Annotated in this window: 21 protein-coding genes; 7 read left to right on the top strand and 14 right to left on the bottom strand. The window is 47.5% G+C overall.

Annotation, left to right across the window (positions count from 1 at the left end):
• Positions 1-27 precede the first annotated feature (27 nt).
• The 6 genes from N0B36_RS17650 to rfaQ form a co-directional block, all read right to left on the bottom strand.
• Positions 28-1,170 carry a lipopolysaccharide N-acetylglucosaminyltransferase gene (locus N0B36_RS17650; protein ID WP_259688691.1) on the bottom strand — a complete coding sequence of 381 codons (1,143 nt, stop codon included), beginning with the start codon at positions 1,168-1,170 and terminating at the stop codon, positions 28-30.
• An 11-nt stretch (positions 1,171-1,181) separates the two neighbouring features.
• On the bottom strand, positions 1,182-2,195 hold the full coding sequence (locus tag N0B36_RS17645) for a glycosyltransferase (protein WP_103767013.1): 1,014 nt from the start codon (positions 2,193-2,195) through the stop codon (positions 1,182-1,184).
• Positions 2,196-2,285: 90 nt separating this feature from the next.
• Positions 2,286-3,296 (bottom strand): lipopolysaccharide 3-alpha-galactosyltransferase, encoded by a 1,011-nt coding sequence (gene waaO, locus N0B36_RS17640; RefSeq protein ID WP_146050126.1) that lies wholly within the window; start codon positions 3,294-3,296, stop codon positions 2,286-2,288.
• Between the two features lie 74 nt (positions 3,297-3,370).
• A complete protein-coding gene (gene rfaP / locus N0B36_RS17635) occupies positions 3,371-4,168 on the bottom strand; it encodes a lipopolysaccharide core heptose(I) kinase RfaP (protein ID WP_181220981.1) in 798 nt (265 codons plus the stop codon).
• A complete protein-coding gene (locus N0B36_RS17630; RefSeq protein ID WP_103767016.1) occupies positions 4,161-5,285 on the bottom strand; it encodes a glycosyltransferase family 4 protein in 1,125 nt (374 codons plus the stop codon). Before N0B36_RS17630 ends, rfaP begins: the two co-directional genes overlap by 8 nt.
• The gene (gene rfaQ / locus N0B36_RS17625) at positions 5,282-6,352 is read right to left on the bottom strand and encodes a lipopolysaccharide core heptosyltransferase RfaQ (protein WP_259688690.1); all 1,071 of its coding nucleotides are present in this window, start codon (positions 6,350-6,352) and stop codon (positions 5,282-5,284) included. The genes N0B36_RS17630 and rfaQ overlap by 4 nt, the downstream gene beginning before the upstream one ends.
• A 396-nt stretch (positions 6,353-6,748) precedes the next feature.
• Between rfaQ and waaA the strand changes: the two genes are divergently transcribed.
• Positions 6,749-8,026 (top strand): lipid IV(A) 3-deoxy-D-manno-octulosonic acid transferase, encoded by a 1,278-nt coding sequence (waaA, locus tag N0B36_RS17620; protein WP_200108486.1) that lies wholly within the window; start codon positions 6,749-6,751, stop codon positions 8,024-8,026.
• Between the two features lie 8 nt (positions 8,027-8,034).
• Positions 8,035-8,514, top strand: a complete 480-nt coding sequence (gene coaD, locus N0B36_RS17615; RefSeq protein WP_016154984.1) for a pantetheine-phosphate adenylyltransferase — start codon at positions 8,035-8,037, stop codon at positions 8,512-8,514.
• Between the two features lie 47 nt (positions 8,515-8,561).
• Here the strand turns inward: coaD and mutM are convergent, their stop codons facing one another.
• The 4 genes from mutM to radC all read right to left on the bottom strand — a co-directional run bounded on the left by mutM (position 8,562) and on the right by radC (position 10,836).
• Positions 8,562-9,371 carry a bifunctional DNA-formamidopyrimidine glycosylase/DNA-(apurinic or apyrimidinic site) lyase gene (gene mutM / locus N0B36_RS17610; protein WP_019078041.1) on the bottom strand — a complete coding sequence of 270 codons (810 nt, stop codon included), beginning with the start codon at positions 9,369-9,371 and terminating at the stop codon, positions 8,562-8,564.
• 98 nt (positions 9,372-9,469) lie between these two features.
• The gene (gene rpmG / locus N0B36_RS17605; protein ID WP_003024094.1) at positions 9,470-9,637 is read right to left on the bottom strand and encodes a 50S ribosomal protein L33; all 168 of its coding nucleotides are present in this window, start codon (positions 9,635-9,637) and stop codon (positions 9,470-9,472) included.
• A 20-nt stretch (positions 9,638-9,657) separates the two neighbouring features.
• Positions 9,658-9,894, bottom strand: a complete 237-nt coding sequence (gene rpmB / locus N0B36_RS17600) for a 50S ribosomal protein L28 (RefSeq protein ID WP_003024071.1) — start codon at positions 9,892-9,894, stop codon at positions 9,658-9,660.
• A 276-nt stretch (positions 9,895-10,170) separates the two neighbouring features.
• Positions 10,171-10,836, bottom strand: coding sequence for a RadC family protein (gene radC, locus N0B36_RS17595; protein ID WP_016154986.1), 666 nt, complete (start codon positions 10,834-10,836; stop codon positions 10,171-10,173).
• A gap of 172 nt (positions 10,837-11,008) precedes the next feature.
• On the opposite strand from radC, the gene coaBC reads away from it, so the two are divergent.
• From coaBC to slmA, 3 genes are all read left to right on the top strand, one after another.
• Entirely contained in the window at positions 11,009-12,229 is a 1,221-nt protein-coding gene (gene coaBC, locus N0B36_RS17590) for a bifunctional phosphopantothenoylcysteine decarboxylase/phosphopantothenate--cysteine ligase CoaBC (protein WP_088583168.1), read from the top strand.
• Entirely contained in the window at positions 12,207-12,665 is a 459-nt protein-coding gene (gene dut, locus N0B36_RS17585; protein WP_016154988.1) for a dUTP diphosphatase, read from the top strand. The genes coaBC and dut overlap by 23 nt, the downstream gene beginning before the upstream one ends.
• Before the next feature lie 116 nt (positions 12,666-12,781).
• A complete protein-coding gene (gene slmA, locus N0B36_RS17580) occupies positions 12,782-13,378 on the top strand; it encodes a nucleoid occlusion factor SlmA (protein ID WP_016154989.1) in 597 nt (198 codons plus the stop codon).
• Between the two features lie 87 nt (positions 13,379-13,465).
• On the opposite strand, the gene pyrE is transcribed toward slmA, so the two are convergent.
• Together pyrE and rph are read right to left on the bottom strand one after the other, a co-directional pair.
• The gene (gene pyrE, locus N0B36_RS17575) at positions 13,466-14,107 is read right to left on the bottom strand and encodes an orotate phosphoribosyltransferase (RefSeq protein WP_016157763.1); all 642 of its coding nucleotides are present in this window, start codon (positions 14,105-14,107) and stop codon (positions 13,466-13,468) included.
• Between the two features lie 65 nt (positions 14,108-14,172).
• The gene (gene rph / locus N0B36_RS17570; protein WP_016154991.1) at positions 14,173-14,889 is read right to left on the bottom strand and encodes a ribonuclease PH; all 717 of its coding nucleotides are present in this window, start codon (positions 14,887-14,889) and stop codon (positions 14,173-14,175) included.
• A gap of 125 nt (positions 14,890-15,014) precedes the next feature.
• Between rph and N0B36_RS17565 the strand changes: the two genes are divergently transcribed.
• Positions 15,015-15,878: a YicC/YloC family endoribonuclease gene (locus N0B36_RS17565; RefSeq protein ID WP_019078038.1), complete on the top strand. Its 864-nt coding sequence runs from the start codon at positions 15,015-15,017 to the stop codon at positions 15,876-15,878.
• 101 nt (positions 15,879-15,979) lie between these two features.
• Here the strand turns inward: N0B36_RS17565 and N0B36_RS17560 are convergent, their stop codons facing one another.
• Positions 15,980-16,420: a hypothetical protein gene (locus tag N0B36_RS17560; protein WP_103767018.1), complete on the bottom strand. Its 441-nt coding sequence runs from the start codon at positions 16,418-16,420 to the stop codon at positions 15,980-15,982.
• Positions 16,421-17,222: 802 nt separating this feature from the next.
• Here N0B36_RS17560 and N0B36_RS17555 point away from each other — a divergent pair.
• Positions 17,223-17,840 (top strand): trimeric intracellular cation channel family protein, encoded by a 618-nt coding sequence (locus tag N0B36_RS17555; RefSeq protein ID WP_003024049.1) that lies wholly within the window; start codon positions 17,223-17,225, stop codon positions 17,838-17,840.
• Here N0B36_RS17555 and ligB read toward each other — a convergent pair.
• Complete coding sequence (ligB, locus tag N0B36_RS17550; RefSeq protein ID WP_235116980.1) at positions 17,837-19,516, bottom strand: NAD-dependent DNA ligase LigB; 1,680 nt, start codon at positions 19,514-19,516, stop codon at positions 17,837-17,839. The two genes, N0B36_RS17555 and ligB, sit on opposite strands and share 4 nt — an antisense overlap.
• Positions 19,517-19,596: the final 80 nt, after the last annotated feature.

The raw sequence follows: 19,596 nt of genomic DNA, 5'->3' as shown, positions 1-19,596 counted from the left end.
AAAAGGCTACTGTATGTAGCCTTTTTATCACTCGAACCAGTTACAAATAACCCCTTCAAACCGTTGTGTAACCGCAAACCAACTATAGTTTCCAAAGACATATTGCTGACCTCGTTGGGCGGTATCCGCTAAACTACTTTCCGCCATTACCCTGGTAATATCCTGAGCAATAGTTTCTGCAGTCATCGGCTCTGTAAGGTGATAGCCTGTAATTTTATCTTTAACAAACTCAACCATGCCGCCCCGAGTACTGACTAATACAGGTCTTCCAGCGCCCATAGCCTCAATAGCCACCATACAAAATGGCTCCTGAAATTGAGAAGGAATCACAACTATATCTGCCAGTGGATAGTAATAGTGCATTTTCTCGGGTGAGATACTACCTAACATAATACAATGTGGTTTGAGGCGCTCGGCTATTTCCCGAACTTCACGCTGATAATCACCTTTATCGTTCTTATTTACTTCCATGTGATCACCAACGACCACAAGCTTCAGATTTTTATTCTCATGCAGCAACTTTTCAAAAGCCTGCAGAAGCAAGAGAACACCTTTATCAGGTACTATGCGTCCAGCAAAAAATACCACCTTGCTTTCAGGGGAAATATTTAATTTATTTTTTGATATTGATTCATATGACGATTGATAGATATCCAGGTCAATACCATTAGGCACAATAACAATATCAGCTTCAGGAAGATAAGATTGATAATAGTTCTTCAAAAACAAACTTGGTACGATCATCTTAACTTTTTTATCAAGCAACTTAGGTTCAAACGCATTATGCATATGAATCACAACTTTAGCCTGAGGAGCTTGCGAACGAATTTGTCGATATAGCTTCATACTGTTATGGACAACAATCACACTTTGATCGGTTATCTCAAATTTTTCGGCAACTTTCAGTATGCGCTTTGAATAAGGTAACGGATCCAGCCGAGTCCACTTTTGGAAAATACGCTTATATACTGAGCTAAATCCAATACGATGAATACTGCATCTTTCGTTTACGTAAGAATAATCAGAATATCCTTCGTTCTTTATACAGACAATACGATTAGGGAATTTAGTTCTCTGGGCAACCTGATACATCCAGGTCTCAACTGCTGCGGCACCACGTGGTGGAATAGAATAAATAGGTGTTACAGTAAATATGATTTTATCAATCATAAAGATCACCATTACATTGTTTTATATTTAATTGCTGCGATCAGGCCTGGAATTATTTTATTTTGATAAAGAAGGTGTTTATATTCTTCTCTATATTCGTGCTTTTGTTTTGCAACTTGATAAGGCTGATTCTTCCATGGTGAATTCTCATATACTGTGCGGAAAAATTGTGCTGAGGAATAGTCAGCCCACTCGTGCCATGGTTTTGTTACACCAGTATAATGAATAAATACTGTCTCTTCATTAATCACTGATTTATAGTAATTTTTATTTTTAATCTCAAACTCAGACTTCAATGAATAAATTGAGTTATATTTCCTCGGTAGTAATACCGCATGATGCAAAAACATGATATTTAAAATATCCTGGTCAGGATATTTTACTCTGGAAACTATACTTTCATCTGACAATAGTTCGAAGAATTTTTTCGTTAAATTAGAGTTAAGCCATTGCTGCAAGTTTATATACATGACACCCGAGTTAAAGTAGTTGCCTTTAAACTCAGGATTATGTAGACGCTCTGCACTTTTATCCTGCATTGAATCAACATCTACTACAACCGCACCATATTCCCCATCAAATTTCAGTGCGGCAAGATCCTCTAAAGAGCCTTTACACGTAATATCAGCATCAAGATATAGCAGTCGATCTAATCGTTCAGAAAAATAATCAAATGAAAGCAAGCGATAGTATATTGACACTGGCCATATATTTGTTTTAGGTAGTGACACCAACGGTTCAGAATCAATATGATATAGCTTAATAACTGTTTTATACTGTTCTGCTAATTGTGTCAATAGTACAATATATTCTTGGTCTAAATAATCCGCAATAATATGAAAAGTAAAATTAATATTATTCTGTTTATTATTTTCAAGGATTGATGCAATAGAAATTGCCGCGCCAGTTTGGTAATTTTTATCGATTCCCCATGAGATATTAAAAGTGTCACGATCATCACATGGTGTAACACGTCTGTCTAACTCAATAATATCTTTGAAGTTAGTTAATCTTTTGAAGTCCAATTTAATTACCTTTAATTATTTCAGCTATATTTTCCAGCGGCTAAGATATGCATTGCTGTTGATTATTTTAACAATGTACTTAGCCAGCAGTTAACCTTTCAACTTGGTCAGATAATAATTAAAGTAGTTACACAGTCCCTGAACGTATAACCCTTGTTTAAATTTATGCTTTGCACAATATCTGAATTGATTGCTATTGGTCGGTTTGAGAAGCGCTACTGAATGCCAGGGCGAGGCCTCTTTCGCAACTAAAAAACTCTTCGATACCGGATAGTTGGACCACTCATGCCAGGGTTTTGTCGGTCCCACATAATGAATGAAGACAGTTTCATTATTCACAGGATTGACTACTTCATCTTTCAGTTCATAATTAATGCTAAAGCGTGTATTGTATTTACCATTGATAAAAGTTACTTTTCCGGCTAACAACACATTAAGGACATCTTGATCAAGATGAGTTATTCTTTCCACCCATTCTGGAACTCGCAACATTTCGATGGCTCGGGAAGAGATATTATTACTGTGCCATGCGTTGATGTTGATAAGTAAGAATCCAGCATTAAAGTATCCGGCGATTAATTCTGGAGTGGCCAGCGTTACAGAACGATTATGCCACCATTCGGAATCTCTTTCCGTTACAACGACAGCGATCTCATCTGCGGAAAACTTATAATCGACCAGTTCTCGTACACTACCCTGGCAAGCAATATCGGCATCCAGGTATAATAATTTATCTATTTTATTATAGAAATAATCTGCAATAACAAAACGGAAGTATGTTGCATAAGTCCAGTTTTTTGTACTAGGTAAGTCTTTTAATTTATTGCAATCAATTAGGTAAACTTTGATACAGGATTGATATTGTTTAGCAAGATCGGCGAATCTGGCTTTATCACTCTCATCGAAATAATCAGTAAATATATGAAATGTGAAATCGATTTTTTTATTCGACAATAATACAGAGGCTATTGATACACCGCAGCCAAATAAAAAATTCCTGTCAATACCATAACCGATATTAAAACAGTCTGCAGAAGCATTTTCCCGAAAATCGTACTCAAAAACAGAAAGGATAACTTCTTTATCGCTAAATTGAGACATTTGACTCTTACCAATTTTTGAGAAATAGACCATGTTCTCACATGATGCATTTCAAATAGTTCAGGATAAATTAATCATAGAGATTTACGGATTGTTCTTTCGCGTATTTTATTAGCTTTAACCTGAGCTTCCTTGAACAAATCAGCCTCCTGACTTAGGATGCTTTTCAACGGCAACTCGCAATAGATGCGTAGAAATCTATAAATATCACGCTGGGTTAATCCAATGTTCATGGAAGAAAAATAGAGACCGATCAAGTCCTTATCGCGCCAGCGTCGGGGAACAGTCGACCGAATCTGAGCACGGTGCAAATCAATCACTGAAATCTTGAGATCGTCCTCACGCCCTGAAAAAGGCAGATGTAATAAAAAGTGGCAAATATAGCAATCGCGATGATTGATACCTCCAGCATGCATCTTACGCACCATGGTGGCAACACGATCAATAATTATACGCTTCACTTTCACATCGGGAGAATTTGTGGCCCAATCAGCACAGTAATCTTCTAAGCTGATAGTTGGTGTGAGATCCTCAGTAATAATAAACGAGGTTTTAGTCAGTGGATTCAACCCTTTCTCACCAAATCCCACGCCTGTCATTGTATCCACACCTAACTGACTCAGGCGATGAATAGCATTCCATTCTCTATCAGCACCTAATACTGGCATGCGTAATGAAAGTAGGTTTTTAACAATCTCTTTCAGAGAAGTGCCTCTGTGCCATTTTAAAAAATAGCTTTTACCCGTTAGTTCAAATCGTAGAGTACGGCGAGTCTCCAGTTCTCTGAATACTTCACCTTGTAAATTTTTAACTTCATCAAATGCATCTTTCCCGCGCCATAGTGTGGCTAACGGTTCTTTTAATTCAACCATCTAAACCACCCGTAATCATATCCGCAGCTTTCTCCGGTAGGCTGTATAAATCTTGCGTATCCGCATAGTGTCGTGCATTTGCCCTCCATTCCGAACACAATGAAGGCTCTACCAGCGCTTTACGTAAGGCTTCATTCAGCGTTTCTTGCCGGAATGGTTCTGTAATTGCCATACCACAATTAGCATCAACAATATAATGCGCGTAACCGCATACGGCTGTGGTCAACACCGGCAGCCCGGCAGTGATTGCTTCTAGTAAAACAATACCTGCCGCCTCCTGATAAGCTGGATGCATCAATATATCAGCCGCAGCCATTAATTCTGCAACATCATTACGGCCAGAGTAGAAATGGACATTACTGCGTACGCCAAGTTTTTCCGCCAGCGCCTCAAATTTTCTCGGTCTGTCTTGTCCAACAACATACAGTAGCGTATTAGTCCGAAGCGTTTCTGGTAACGAGGCCACTGCACGTATTGAACGATCCACACCTTTACGAGTGAAATCAGAGCCTACCTGCAATAATAGATTTTGTTGCTCTGTTATACCGTTTTTCTGGCGATAAACTTCACGGCTATTCGGAATCTGCTGGCTATACTTCCTGTCCGGATAAATCCCTGGAGGAAGAATATGAAATCGTTGAGCTTCTGTCTGATAGTGCTTCTGAAAATCAGCAATCTGCTTATCAGTTAGCATCAATAGCTGCGTCGGTTTACCCTGCTCAAACGTCGCGCGTTCAAACGCTGCATAGTGCCGATATCGTGAAGTTAACCGATAGAGGAAACCTTTTTCTTGTGCCACTTTCTCGGCATAGCAAACGTCAGCAGCATAGTAGAGATCCAGCCCTGGCATTTTATTAAAACCAACAACCCGATCGACAGGGTGCTGAAGTAAATGTGCCTGGACCCAGGAATAATACTCCGCATTGCGACCATGGTTTGTCCGGGACTTGACCGGTACAAGAACCAATTCAAAAACGTCAGGACACTCACCTTCCCAGGACTGCGTATAGACACGAACATGGTGACCACGTGCCGCTACAGTTTGCGCAATGCGCATAAAATCACGCTGTAACCCACCGAATGGGAAGTATTTATACAAACAGAAAGCAACAATCATACGGGACTCCCCGCTTGTGGCGGCACAAGTCTACCCGGTAATAATTTATCGATAGCAGCAATAACATCGTCAGCGGGTATCACCGAAAGATACATTTCATTGCGATCGCGCTGCTCGCGTGGAGGCATCGGACGATAATCACCAGCCCAAAATTGAATCATCTGCTTTGACCATGGTCGCCAAAAATTATGATCCGTTGCGCCAAACAGGCATATCAATGGTGTATCAACCGCAGCAGCAATGTGTCCCGGAGCAGAGTCCACCCCAATAAACAACTGTGCATGATCGATGACCGCTCCTAGCTCGGGGAAGCTCATCTTTCCCGCCAGCGCAGTAACGGGCCTTTCTTTGCAACCTTGTGCAATTTCATTCACGCAAGCCAGATCGTCTTCGCCTGGGCCAGAGGTCATAACTACCTCCAAACCACGCTGGTGTAAGGCGTCAATTACCTGTGAAAACTTTTCGTTATTCCAGCATTTGAAGCGTTGGCGTGCCGTTGGTTGAATTACAACGTATTCATCACCAACTCCAGCCCGATTTAATTCTGTGCGCATACGTTCCCAGCTATCCTCCGGATAGCTCATTGTTGTATGTGTAACAGTCGATTTAAGTTTCAACGGGGCCAGCACAGACAGATTGCTTTCCACCACATTTTCACCGCTAAGCGGAGCCAGACATGTAAAACTTTTTTTCCAAAAAGAAGATTGCCGATGTGCATAATCTTGAGAGATTTTGATTGGCGCGTTCAGTAGCCGCATCAGTATCGCAACCATCCACTGATCGGTAAGGTTTACAACTAAATCATACCCATTTGCGCGCAACGTTCCGATCAGGTGCAGAAAATTAGTAATTTTATCAGTTACTTTTGTCTTTTTATTTTTAATACCATAAAGGGCATTAATTTCTGGGTTTTCCGACAAAATTGGGATGGTATCCTGATAGAGAAGCACGTCGATTTTCGCATCAGGATAGTTCTGCTTTAGCGTACTAATGACCGGAGTTGTTAACAACATATCTCCGTGAAAACGCATTTTTATGACCAGAATTCTATTAATTGGCTTATCCACAAGCGGCTCTTTTATCGTGAGTGTCCGGTAAAGTTAAGCAGAAAAAAGCACGCTACCGCCCCAGGCTCAACAGCTACCTGATTACTGATATCGCACTGATTTTTACGCGCTAGTGTATCACTTCTTTCGCCATGTTCCGACTCGAATAATTCTTGCACAGCCAATGGTTTTAAAACATGTAAATCAATGAATTAAGATGTTCAGACCTTTTGATTTTTAGCCCTCTATCTCGACTAAACCGGAAAATATCAACAGAAAACGTAAAGATGCAAAAGATGCTGGTACCCTGGACATCCCCCGCGAGGGACGCTATTTAATTTAAAAATAGGAAAAGTATTGGTAAAGCCACAGCTAAATACATAGAATCCCCAGCACATTCATAAGTCAGCTACCATTATGCTCGAATTGCTTTACACCGCCCTTTTCTACCTTATTCAGCCTTTGATCTGGGTACGGCTTTGGGTGCGCGGACGTAAGGCTCCGGCCTACCGTAAACGCTGGGGTGAACGCTACGGCTTTTACCGCAGTCCGCTAAAACCAGGCGGCATCATGCTTCATTCGGTTTCCGTGGGCGAAACGCTGGCAGCTATCCCATTAGTCCGCGCTCTGCGACATCGTTACCCCGACTTGCCGATCACGGTCACCACCATGACACCAACCGGTTCCGAGCGCGTACAATCCGCTTTTGGCCCTGACGTTCAGCATATTTATCTGCCGTACGACTTACCGGATGCCCTAAACCGTTTCCTGAATAAAGTTGACCCCAAGCTGGTGTTAATTATGGAAACCGAGCTGTGGCCGAATCTGATCGCGGCACTGCATAAGCGCCATATTCCGCTGGTCATTGCCAATGCACGTCTTTCCGCTCGCTCAGCTGCTGGCTACGCTAAATTAGGTAAATTTGTTGGCAGGCTACTGCGCCGAATTACGTTGATTGCCGCCCAGAACGAAGAAGATGGCGCTCGTTTTATCACGCTTGGTGCCAGAAGCAATCAGGTCACCGTTACCGGTAGCCTGAAGTTTGATATTTCCGTCACGCCGCAGCTGGCCGCAAAAGCGATTACATTGCGTCGTCAATGGGCACCTCACCGCCCGGTATGGATTGCAACCAGCACGCACGACGGCGAAGAAAGCATTATCATTGCCGCCCATCAGGCGTTATTAAACCAGTTCCCTAATCTTTTACTGATTCTGGTACCCAGACATCCTGAACGGTTCCCGGATGCAATTAACCTCGTACGCCAGGCTGGGCTAAGCTATACGACACGTTCTTCGGGCGAAGTTCCGTCATCAGGAACCCAGGTCGTAATCGGCGACACCATGGGCGAGTTGATGTTGCTTTACGGCATTGCTGACCTTGCTTTTGTTGGCGGTTCGCTGGTTGAACGCGGTGGACACAACCCACTGGAAGCCGCGGCGCACGCCATTCCGGTACTGATGGGGCCACATACTTTTAATTTTAAAGATATTTGCGCCCGCCTCGAACAGGCAAGCGGATTGATCACCGTCACCGACGCAACTACGCTGGTGAAAGAGGTCTCTTCTTTACTGACCGATGCAGATTATCGTAATTTTTATGGCCGTCACGCAGTTGAAGTTCTGTATCAAAATCAGGGCGCGCTTCAGCGTCTGCTGCAACTGCTGGAACCTTATCTGCCACCCAAAACGCATTGAGGCAAGTCATGCAAAAACGGGCGATTTATCCAGGAACCTTTGATCCCATTACTAACGGCCACCTCGATATCGTGACACGAGCGACAAGCATGTTCGATCACGTAATCCTGGCAATTGCCGCAAGTCCCAGTAAAAAACCGATGTTTACTCTGGAAGAGCGCGTTGAGCTGGCACAGCAGGCAACGGCGCATCTCGGTAATGTGGAGGTTCTGGGATTCAGCGATCTGATGGCAAACTTTGCCCGCGATAATCAGGCTAACATTCTGATCCGTGGCCTGCGTGCGGTAGCCGATTTTGAGTATGAAATGCAGCTGGCCCATATGAACCGTCATCTGATGCCACAACTGGAAAGCGTCTTTCTGATGCCGTCTAAAGAGTGGTCATTTATCTCATCGTCACTGGTGAAAGAAGTTGCCCGCCACCAGGGTGACGTAGCGCACTTTCTGCCGGAAAACGTTCATCAGGCATTATTGAGTAAACTGAAGTAATGCGTCTGGCCGGATGAGGCATACGCTACGTCCGGCCGATAATGGTGTTATTTCTGACAGCGACGGCAATAAAACGTTGTGCGCTGAGCGTGTTTTGTCGCAATGATTGGCGCGCCGCATACGCGACAGGGTTCACCTTCTCTCCCATAGACCTGCAGCTCCTGGGCAAAATAACCCGGCTTACCGTCACTTTGCAGAAAGTCCTTCAGCGTGGTCCCGCCCTGCTCGATAGAACGCAGCAAAACCGCCTTGATAACGCGCACCAGCAGTTCGCACTCATCCTGCGACAAAGATGACGCCAGACGGTCAGGATGGATACCAGCCGCAAACAGCGACTCGCTGGCATAGATGTTTCCCACCCCCACGACCAGCTTGTTATCCATCAGCCAGGGTTTAATCGCAGTTTTCTTCTTCGCACATTTCTGCTGCAGATAACCAGCATTGAAATCGTCGCTCAGCGGCTCAGGGCCAAGATGGGCGAGGACATTATGCCCATCCAGCTCTTTAGTCCACAGCCAGGCGCCAAAACGACGCGGATCGGTATAGCGCAGGACTTTGCCGTTACTCATCACTAAGTCGACGTGGTCATGTTTTTCTGCCGGAAGCTCTTCAGAAAGGATACGCAAACTACCCGACATCCCCAGGTGAATGATTACCCAGCCATCTGATAGCTCCAGCAGCAGGTATTTCGCGCGCCGCTGTACGCTCAGGACAGGTTTATCACTCAGACGATAGATTTCCTCTGATACAGGCCAACGCAAACGACCGTTACGCACAGTCGCGTGCATAATCGTTGCCCCCACCAGATGCGGCTCAATACCGCGGCGGCTGGTTTCGACTTCAGGTAATTCAGGCATAGTATCTCCGGCGATGTATCAGGTCTCATTAATATGGGGACGGCCAGAAAACAAAAAACCCCGCCGAGGCAGGGTTTTTCTTTACATCAAAGCGGAAATTATTTGATTTTCGCTTCTTTGTATAAAACGTGCTGACGAACAACTGGATCGAACTTTTTCAGCTCCAGTTTTTCCGGCTTAGTACGTTTGTTCTTCGTGGTGGTATAGAAGTGACCAGTACCAGCAGAAGAAACCAGCTTGATTTTCTCACGAATACCTTTAGCCATGATTTATTTCCTCTTAGTACTTAGTACTTTTCGCCACGGGCACGCAGTTCAGACAGAACTGTTTCGATGCCTTTCTTATCAATAACACGCATACCTTTAGCAGATACACGCAGGGTGACAAAACGCTTCTCGCTCTCAACCCAAAAACGGTGAGAGTGCAGGTTAGGCAGGAAACGGCGTTTAGTCGCGTTCAGTGCGTGGGAACGGTTGTTACCGGTCACCGGACGCTTGCCAGTAACTTGGCAGACTCGGGACATGTCTATTCTCCAAAAATCAAATTAGCTCGAGCTTCGTATGGGGTATTGGCGCCTCGTCAGGCTTCTCAGCCCGGTTATCGCAGTTCAATACACTAAATCTTTCATCGTTGCCTCGTCATTGGACGCAACAAGAATGATTTTGCGTATTTGCGAACTCTCGATTGCCAGGCCCAAATGCCAAACCCGAGATTCTCAAAGGTGGCGTAGTATACGCTGAGTCAGCGATGTGCTCAAGTCCCGAACAGACAAAGATCCCGATGGATCGCGTAAAGTGCGTTAAATCCAACCGCGTTCCGCAAAAGAAACGTACTCTCCGCGCCCAATGACCAGATGATCAAGCACCCGGATATCCATGAACTGACAGCATTTCACAACACGCTCGGTGATGAGTTTATCTGCTTTGCTCGGCTCTGCACACCCCGAAGGGTGATTATGTGCAAGGATCACCGCAGAAGCATTCATTTTTATCGCTTCGCGGACAATTTCTCGCGGATGCACTTCAACGTGGCTTAGCGTTCCGGAAAAAAGTTTACGGTGTTTAATCACGCGATGTTGAGAATCCATAAAGATCACATAGAAGATCTCGCGTTCCTCTTGCGAAAGCTGGCTTTGCAGAAATTCACGCGCCATTTCCGGGCTAAGTATCGCACGCTCCTCTATCACCTGTACGTTGTAGTAGCGCCTTGCCAGCTCCACTATTCCCTTCAACTGTGCGTACTTCGCGATACCGATGCCCTGAACATAGCTGAAATCCATGTAATCAGCAGACAACAGGCCATACAATGAATCAAAATGCTGAAGCATCTCTTTCGCCAGCGTAAGCACATCTTTACCCAGTATCCCGGTGCGTAGAAAAAGAGCGAGTAGCTCTACGTCGGTCAGCGAACTGGCCCCCTGCGCCAACAGCTTTTCCCGAGGCATTATACGTCCTGTATTTTCCATGCTTTTCCCCTCCTTTCGCGTCCGCATAGTGGCATAACGCCAGCGGCGAATCGACGCTCTGTTTTCACTTCTTCGTAGAGCCTCGCAAACTGGAGCGCGGGCAAAAGCACGACACATTGCGGATTGTGATAAAATATCCGTCTTCTGGTGAAACCCAACAGGAAAGATCATGATGAGCCTGGCCGGTAAAAAAATCGTACTTGGCGTCAGTGGCGGGATTGCTGCGTACAAAACCCCTGAGCTGGTGCGTCGTTTACGGGAACGCGGCGCAGACGTCCGCGTGGCGATGACCGAAGCAGCAAAAGCGTTTATTACTCCTCTGAGCTTACAGGCGGTTTCGGGCTATCCCGTTTCCGACAGCCTGCTTGACCCCGCAGCCGAAGCCGCGATGGGCCACATTGAGCTGGGGAAATGGGCCGATTTGGTTATACTGGCCCCTGCGACGGCAGACCTGATTGCCCGCGTTGCCGCAGGTATGGCCAACGATCTGGTGTCTACGATCTGTCTGGCAACGCCAGCGCCTGTTGCCGTGCTGCCGGCTATGAACCAGCAGATGTACCGCGCCGCCGCTACCCAACACAATTTGGGCATTCTTGCCTCGCGCGGTTTGCTCATTTGGGGCCCTGACAGCGGTAGTCAGGCATGTGGTGATGTCGGTCCTGGACGTATGCTGGATCCGTTAACAATTGTAGATATGGCGGCAGAACATTTTTCACCTGTCAAAGATCTGCAACATCTCAACATCATGATTACAGCAGGCCCGACGCGTGAACCGCTTGATCCCGTGCGTTATATTTCCAACCACAGCTCCGGGAAAATGGGATTTGCTATCGCGGCCGCTGCCGCAAAACGCGGGGCAAACGTCACGCTGGTATCAGGTCCGGTTTCGTTACCCACACCGCCTTTTGTCCAGCGCATTGATGTGATGACCGCGCTGGAAATGGAAGCCGCCGTGCAATCTGCGGTGCAACAACAGCATATTTTTATCGGCTGCGCCGCAGTCGCTGATTATCGCGCTGAAACTGTCGCCAGTGAAAAAATCAAAAAACAGGCCACGCAGGGTGATGAATTAACAGTAAAAATGGTCAAAAACCCGGACATCATCGCTGGTGTTGCCGCACTGGATGCTAACCGTCCTTTTGTCGTTGGGTTTGCTGCCGAAACAAATAATGTGGAAGAATATGCCCGGCAAAAACGCATCCGCAAAAACCTTGATGTGATCTGTGCGAACGACGTTTCGCTGTCCACTCAAGGATTTAACAGCGACAGCAACGCATTACACCTTTTTTGGCAGGATGGAGATAAAGTCTTACCGCTTGAGCGCAAAGAACTCCTGGGCCAATTATTACTCGACGAGATCGTGACCCGTTATGATGAAAAAAATCGACGTTAAGATTCTGGACCCGCGCGTAGGGCAACAATTTCCGCTCCCGACGTACGCCACTTCTGGTTCTGCCGGACTTGACCTGCGTGCCTGTCTTGATGACGCCGTAGAACTGGCGCCTGGCGCAACAACGCTGGTGCCAACCGGGTTAGCTATCCACATTGCCGATCCTTCTCTTGCGGCGGTGATGCTCCCGCGCTCCGGGCTGGGCCATAAGCACGGGATCGTACTGGGCAATCTGGTCGGTTTGATTGATTCCGACTACCAGGGCCAGCTGATGGTTTCAATCTGGAACCGTGGTCAGGACAACTTTACTATTGAACCGGGCGAACGTATCGCGCAGATGGTATTTGTACCGGTCGTCCAGGCTGAATTTAATTTGGTGGAAGAGTTTGAAGCCACCGATCGTGGCGAAGGTGGCTTCGGCCATTCCGGGCGCAAGTAACCCGCAGAAAAGTATCTCACAGCGTAATAACGCAATAACACACCGCAAACACCCGTTTGCGGTCGCTGTGTGGATGCCTGCCTGGCAAGAGCTTATTTTCAGGGGTATTTTGTAACATGGTAGAAAAGCAAACTGCGAAAAGGAATCGTCGCGAAGAAATACTTCAGTCTCTGGCACTGATGCTTGAGTCCAGCGATGGTAGCCAACGCATCACGACAGCTAAACTGGCGGCCTCTGTGGGCGTTTCCGAAGCGGCCTTGTATCGCCATTTTCCCAGCAAGACCCGCATGTTCGATAGCCTGATTGAGTTTATCGAAGATAGTCTGATTACCCGTATCAATCTGATTTTGAAAGATGAAAAAGACACTAACGCGCGATTGCGTCTGATCGTACTGCTGATTTTAGGGTTCGGTGAACGTAATCCTGGCCTGACGCGAATTCTGACCGGACACGCATTGATGTTCGAGCAAGACCGTCTGCAAGGCCGTATTAACCAGCTTTTTGAGCGAATTGAGGCGCAGTTACGCCAGGTTCTGCGAGAAAAAAGAATGCGTGAAGGTGAAGGCTACACCGTGGATGAAACGCTGCTGGCCAGCCAGCTACTGGCTTTCTGCGAAGGTATGCTGTCCCGGTTTGTACGTAGCGAATTTAAATACCGCCCAACGGATGATTTCGACATCCGCTGGCCGTTGGTTGCCGCTCAATTGCAGTAACACCGTTGTTGGATGGCGACCTCGCCTATTTTGCCTACGAACTCCGCGGTGCGTAGGCTGGATAAGCGCAGCGCCATCCGGCAGTTCTTATACGCCGTATGCTTCGCGATACGCCCGTACTGCGGCCAGGTGTTCTGCCATTTCTGGTTTTTCTTCCAGATACGCAATCAGATCTTTCAGGGTAATGATAGAAATCACCTTGCAGCCATAATCGCGTTCCACTTCCTGAATCGCTGAAATCTCGCCGCGACCGCGTTCCTGACGATCGAGAGAAATCAGTACCCCCGCCAGCGTAGCGCCGTTAGCCTGAATAATTTCCATCGACTCACGAATAGCCGTACCTGCAGTGATAACATCATCCACCAGCATTACACGCCCCTCAAGTGCGCTACCTACCAGATTACCGCCTTCACCGTGGGTCTTCGCCTCTTTACGGTTGAAGCAGTACGGCAAATCTTTATCGTGGTGTTCCGCCAGCGCAACAGCCGTGGTGGTCGCAATCGGGATACCTTTGTAGGCCGGACCAAACAGCAAATCGAACTCAATACCGGAATCCATCAGCGCTTCGGCATAAAAACGGCCTAACAGTGCCAGGCAGCGCCCGGTATTAAACAGCCCGGCGTTGAAGAAATAGGGGCTTTTACGCCCGGATTTCAGCGTAAACTCGCCAAACTTTAGTACCTGCTTGCTAAGCGCAAACTCAATAAACTGGCGCTGATACGGTTTCATGGATTCGCTCCTCATCTCACTTTATTACAGACAAAAAAAAGGCGACTCATCAGTCGCCTTTAAAATCAATTTTCTAACGCCGCCTTCTGCGTCGTTACAATGGATTCGATTCCCCCTCGGGCTAACGCCAGTAGGGTGAGAAGTTCTTCATGGCTGAACGGCTCGCCTTCTGCCGTGCCCTGCACCTCTATAATGCGGCCGTCTTCAGTCATCACCACGTTCATGTCGGTTTCTGCGGCAGAGTCCTCAACGTATTCGAGGTCACAGAGCGCTTCACCGTTCACAATGCCCACGGAAACCGCGGCAACCATCCCCTTCATCGGGTTAGTTTTCAGTTTACCGCTCGCAACCAGCTTGTTCAGCGCATCAGCCAACGCCACACATGCGCCGGTAATTGATGCAGTGCGCGTACCGCCATCTGCCTGAATAACATCGCAGTCCAGCGTAATAGTGAATTCACCGAGCGTCTTCAGATCAACGGCGGCGCGCAGCGCACGAGCGATCAGACGCTGGATTTCCATGGTACGACCGCCCTGCTTACCTTTCGCCGCTTCACGGGCGTTACGGGTGTGCGTGGCGCGTGGCAGCATGCCATATTCTGCGGTGATCCAGCCCTGGCCCTGACCTTTCAGAAAACGCGGTACACCTTCATCAATAGAGGCGGTACACAGCACTTTGGTATCACCAAATTCGACCAGCACGGAGCCTTCAGCGTGTTTTGTATAATTACGGGTCAGGGTGACGGGACGCACCTGGTTGGCACTACGACCTGCTGGACGCATGATAAAATCTCCGGCTTGAAACGAATGTGGCTGCGCATTATACGGACTTCCGACTGTTATTCCTATCCTGACAAGACGTGGATGGCTATAATCCTCCCATCTCATCTTTAAAAACAGGAACGTCTATGATCCGCAGCATGACCGCCTACGCCCGGCGTGAAATCAAGGGTGAATGGGGTAGCGCTACCTGGGAAATGCGCTCGGTAAACCAGCGTTATCTGGAAACTTATTTTCGCCTGCCGGAACAGTTCCGTAGTCTTGAACCCGTTGTCCGCGAACGCATACGCACGCGTCTGACGCGCGGTAAAGTCGAGTGTACGCTGCGTTTTGAGCCTGATGCCAGCGCCCAGGGCGAGCTGATTCTAAATGAAAAGCTCGCTAAACAGCTCGTTAGCGCTGCTAACTGGGTCAAAATGCAGAGTGATGAAGGTGAAATTAACCCAGTTGATATCCTGCGCTGGCCAGGCGTAATGGCTGCCCAGGAGCAAGATCTGGACGCCATTGCCGCTGAAATCCTCGCCGCGCTTGACGGTACGCTGGATGACTTCATCGTCGCGCGTGAAACCGAAGGTCAGGCGCTGAAAGCGCTGATCGAGCAGCGTCTGGAAGGCGTCAGCACTGAAGTCGCTAAAGTGCGTGCACATATGCCGGAAATTCTGCAATGGCAGCGTGAGCGTCTGGTAGCCAAACTGGAAGACGCCCAGGTGCAACTGGAGAATAACCGCCTTGAGCAAGAACTGGTGCTGATGGCGCAGCGCATCGATGTAGCAGAAGAGTTAGATCGTCTGGAAGCCCACGTCAAAGAAACCTACAACATTCTGAAGAAAAAAGAGGCTGTTGGCCGTCGTCTGGACTTCATGATGCAGGAATTCAACCGTGAGTCGAACACTCTTGCATCCAAGTCTATCAATGCCGAGGTGACTAATTCCGCAATTGAACTGAAGGTATTGATCGAGCAAATGCGCGAGCAAATTCAGAATATCGAGTAATTTTGCGTACCATGCCTATGCTATCGTAACGTACTAGATAGCCTGCTCAATGCAGGCTATCCGTACCGCCAGTAAGTGCTGATTGATATAAAATTGAATACTTATTTATCTGGCATATATTTGTCGTTATAAATACTCTTCAGAATATCAACCCGAACAGCATTACTGCTGTTCATATTCACGACTGTCAGTACTTCATCGGATCCCCTGAGACGCCAGCACTCTGCCTCAACATCGCATTTTACCTGTTTTTCATAGCCCGCCATTGAGAGATATTTACTAATCCTCCCCGTATCCCTGGTATCATGGAACGTCACACTCCATACATCAGCCTTAGGACCAGAAATATTCGTATAATTAAAGTCATACACTTGGGATATTCTCGGCATTTTTTTTAAAACTTGGGGAGTGTAAAAATCATATTTGGCTTTATTAAACTCTGTATATTGTGCGTTACCTGCAAGTCTCATTTTAATATTAGGCCAGAAATAAGAGCTGCATATAGCTATTACCATCAGCACTATTATGACTGCCTGTTTCATATGTTTCCCTGTTTTACGAGTTAACGACCGTTCCATCTCTGGAAACTATTTTAACGTTACCAGAACTAAAATCGCTGTAAGGTATCACTGTTCTCATGAATGCTCGCCTTGGTGCATATCCGAGAGTAACTTTCTGACATCATCTCCTCGGGCATGTCCCATATCTATCCACCCCAAAACTTCGGTGTATATTATCCCGCTTCTTAAATTTCCAGCCTCTCTGCCATCCTGAATTTCTTCTCTTACGCTCATACCTGGCACTCCGACTCACAAAATGCTGAAGATTTTGCTGTAAATGCACCCATCCACATAGAAGCGATAGCTGAGGAAGTCATTTTTCAGAATAGAAGCCGCTGAATATCAGACTTTACTCAGAATAACTTCCCCAATGACATCTGGATGTGTAGTCGTTGTAAGAAATACCATTTTTGCAGCGCACCAAAGTACATACCACACCTACTAATCTCTCGCTGCAACATTCAAGGTATGGCTGAAATACGAACCGGAGTGTCAATTTGTCCAATGGTCGAGGGTGATAGTTTGGGTGAAATATGATACGTAGCCCACCCATAAACGACGGGGCTACGTGTTTTTCCCAACACTTCGGTTGTGACCCATCCAGTTCGAATTATATTTTCTCATCATTTATTGTCACCATGCACAAAGCAAAGCCCATGCCATAACGCATTTACAGAAAACTCACATTAGCTGTAGTTATTAAAATCACTTCACCTTAGAAAATCTCAATCGTGACAATGCGCACAAATCGTTAACCTTAGCCCCAGCAAATCAGGGGGAATACATGCTGTTACACGTTTTATATTTAATTGGTATTACTGCCGAAGCCATGACCGGTGCGCTTGCGGCTGGGCGTCGCCGTATGGATACATTTGGCGTCATTATCATTGCCACCGCGACGGCCATTGGCGGCGGCTCGGTACGCGACATCCTTCTCGGCCACTATCCACTCGGCTGGGTAAAGCACCCTGAATACGTCATTATCGTGGCGACCGCTGCGGTACTCACCACCATTATTGCCCCCGTAATGCCCTATCTGCGTAAAATATTCCTCGTCCTGGATGCGCTGGGCCTGGTGGTCTTTTCTATTATTGGTGCCCAGGTGGCACTGGATATGGGTCATGGACCGATTATTGCCGTGGTCGCTGCGGTCACTACCGGGGTCTTTGGTGGTGTATTACGTGACATGTTCTGCAAACGCATCCCGTTAGTATTCCAGAAAGAACTTTATGCCGGCGTTTCATTTGCCGCTGCTGTGCTGTATATCGTGCTACAACATTATGTCTCCAGCCACGATGTGGTGGTGATCTCTACCCTGCTCTTCGGCTTTACCGCCCGACTACTGGCCCTGCGCCTGAAGTTGGGGCTGCCGGTATTTTACTATCGCCATGAAGGCCATTAAGGCATAAAGCCCGTGATCCGCTGAGCAGCTAACCAGTTGCTCAGCGCTGTGATCTCTTTATCCTCCAGCCACTGAATAACCTGTCGTGCCCGTCGCTCTCCCATGAAAGGAAATTGCCGCCAGCTTTGTTCACTGCGATCCCGTAACTGCTGCCACGAACCATCCCGACTGGCATTCAACGTTGCCTGTGTTAACGGTATTCCCATGGCAATCACCCAGCGCGTAAATGGAAGATGGCGTGACAGATTGAACTGATGCCACAGCTTCCCCCCTTTGTTCACGCCAAATGTGGACTGTAGCTGCTCCTGCGTTAATCCAAGCCAGGAAAAGATATGTTCAAAGCGATACGTCTGATGTAGCTCCCGCCATCCCGCCTCGCCCATACCCTCCAGCCCTAACACATCTTTGGCCCCCAGCCAGACGAGCCTGGCAACAAACTGTTCCTGACACTCCGCTGTGGCATAAAAACAAGTTAGTGAATTGAAGCGCCCCTCAGGTGGTGCTGGCTTATTACGCTGGGTGCTGCGCCAGACCACCTCATCTATACGGGGGATCCCCTGTCCGGCCAGACTTATCAGAATCTGATCGCCAGGCGCAATATCCCATTCATTCCAGCGCCGGACTGAGCCAATATTGACGCGCCGCACCCGCTTATCATCCAGCATGACGGGGACCAGCAATGCAACCACCGCAATTTTCCCGCTTTTGCCAACGGAGAACTGAATACCCGTCACCTCAGATACCCTGGCCACGGGAGGATATTTCCACGCTGCCAGCCAGTCTCCCTGTCCGGGTAGCCAGTATTGCGCCCGCGGTTCTTTTCCCGTTCGCACCACCACACCATCTGTCACAAAAGGTAACGCTGAAGTCCACCACCTGGCACGCGCCTGCTCGACGTCATCCACACTCTTCACGGCCTGAGTATATCGTTGCGTGAAACTGAACCCGGCAGCAGTGAGTTGCTCAAGTCTTTCCGACATGGCAACTGGACCATCAGGCCAGGCCCAGATAAAAATAGCCAGCGAACGTAACATTTCCGGGTTGCTCTGGCGCATCATCATTCCAGCAACCTTTGAGCGGGCGTTCATTCCCCCTCTCTGCTGCTGAATATGCCCTTGTTGCTGCAAAAATATCTCCCCCTGCAACGTACTGTTAGAGAGCGGCCCGCTGGTAGTACGTGGAACGGAAGGGATCTGAAGAACCTTTTGCGTCCAGTCTTCGCCTTTCAGACCGTTACCACGGCTAATCGCCCGTATCAGATTTCCATTGCGATAAACCAGCGTGACCGCCACGCCATCCACCTTCGGCTGCACCCAGAGATCGCTACGAGCATGCATCCATTGCTGTAGCGCTTGCTTATCGGCAAGTTTTCGAACTCCCGTGTGGGGAACGGTGTGCGAGACGGTTCCACTTATTGGGGGCGCAGATAGATCTGGTGGGGCTTCATCGCCAAAACAGCGCTGCCACTGGATGAGCTGCGCATTGAGCTGGTCATAAACGGCGTCGTCTACGACACTTTCCCCTTGTTTCCAGTAACTGTCATTCCACTGTGTTATCTGCTGCTGTAGTCGTGAAATTTCCTCTTGTGCCCTGGCAGGCGACCAGACGGGGCATACCGCCCATGAGGGTAGATACCACATTAGCAAAACCAGACCTATGCATTTCCATAATCCCATGCTATCTCCGCTGAACAGTACGTTTCCCGGCAGATATAACGCGAATTGAAATGGAAACAGAGAGGCAAAAAATCATCCTG

It is taken from the genome of Citrobacter sp. XY323 (assembly GCF_025106035.1).
In the GTDB taxonomy this organism is placed as follows: Bacteria; Pseudomonadota; Gammaproteobacteria; order Enterobacterales; family Enterobacteriaceae; genus Citrobacter; species Citrobacter braakii.
Note: the sequence above shows the minus strand (reverse complement) of the source record. Positions and strands in the feature narration are given on the sequence as shown.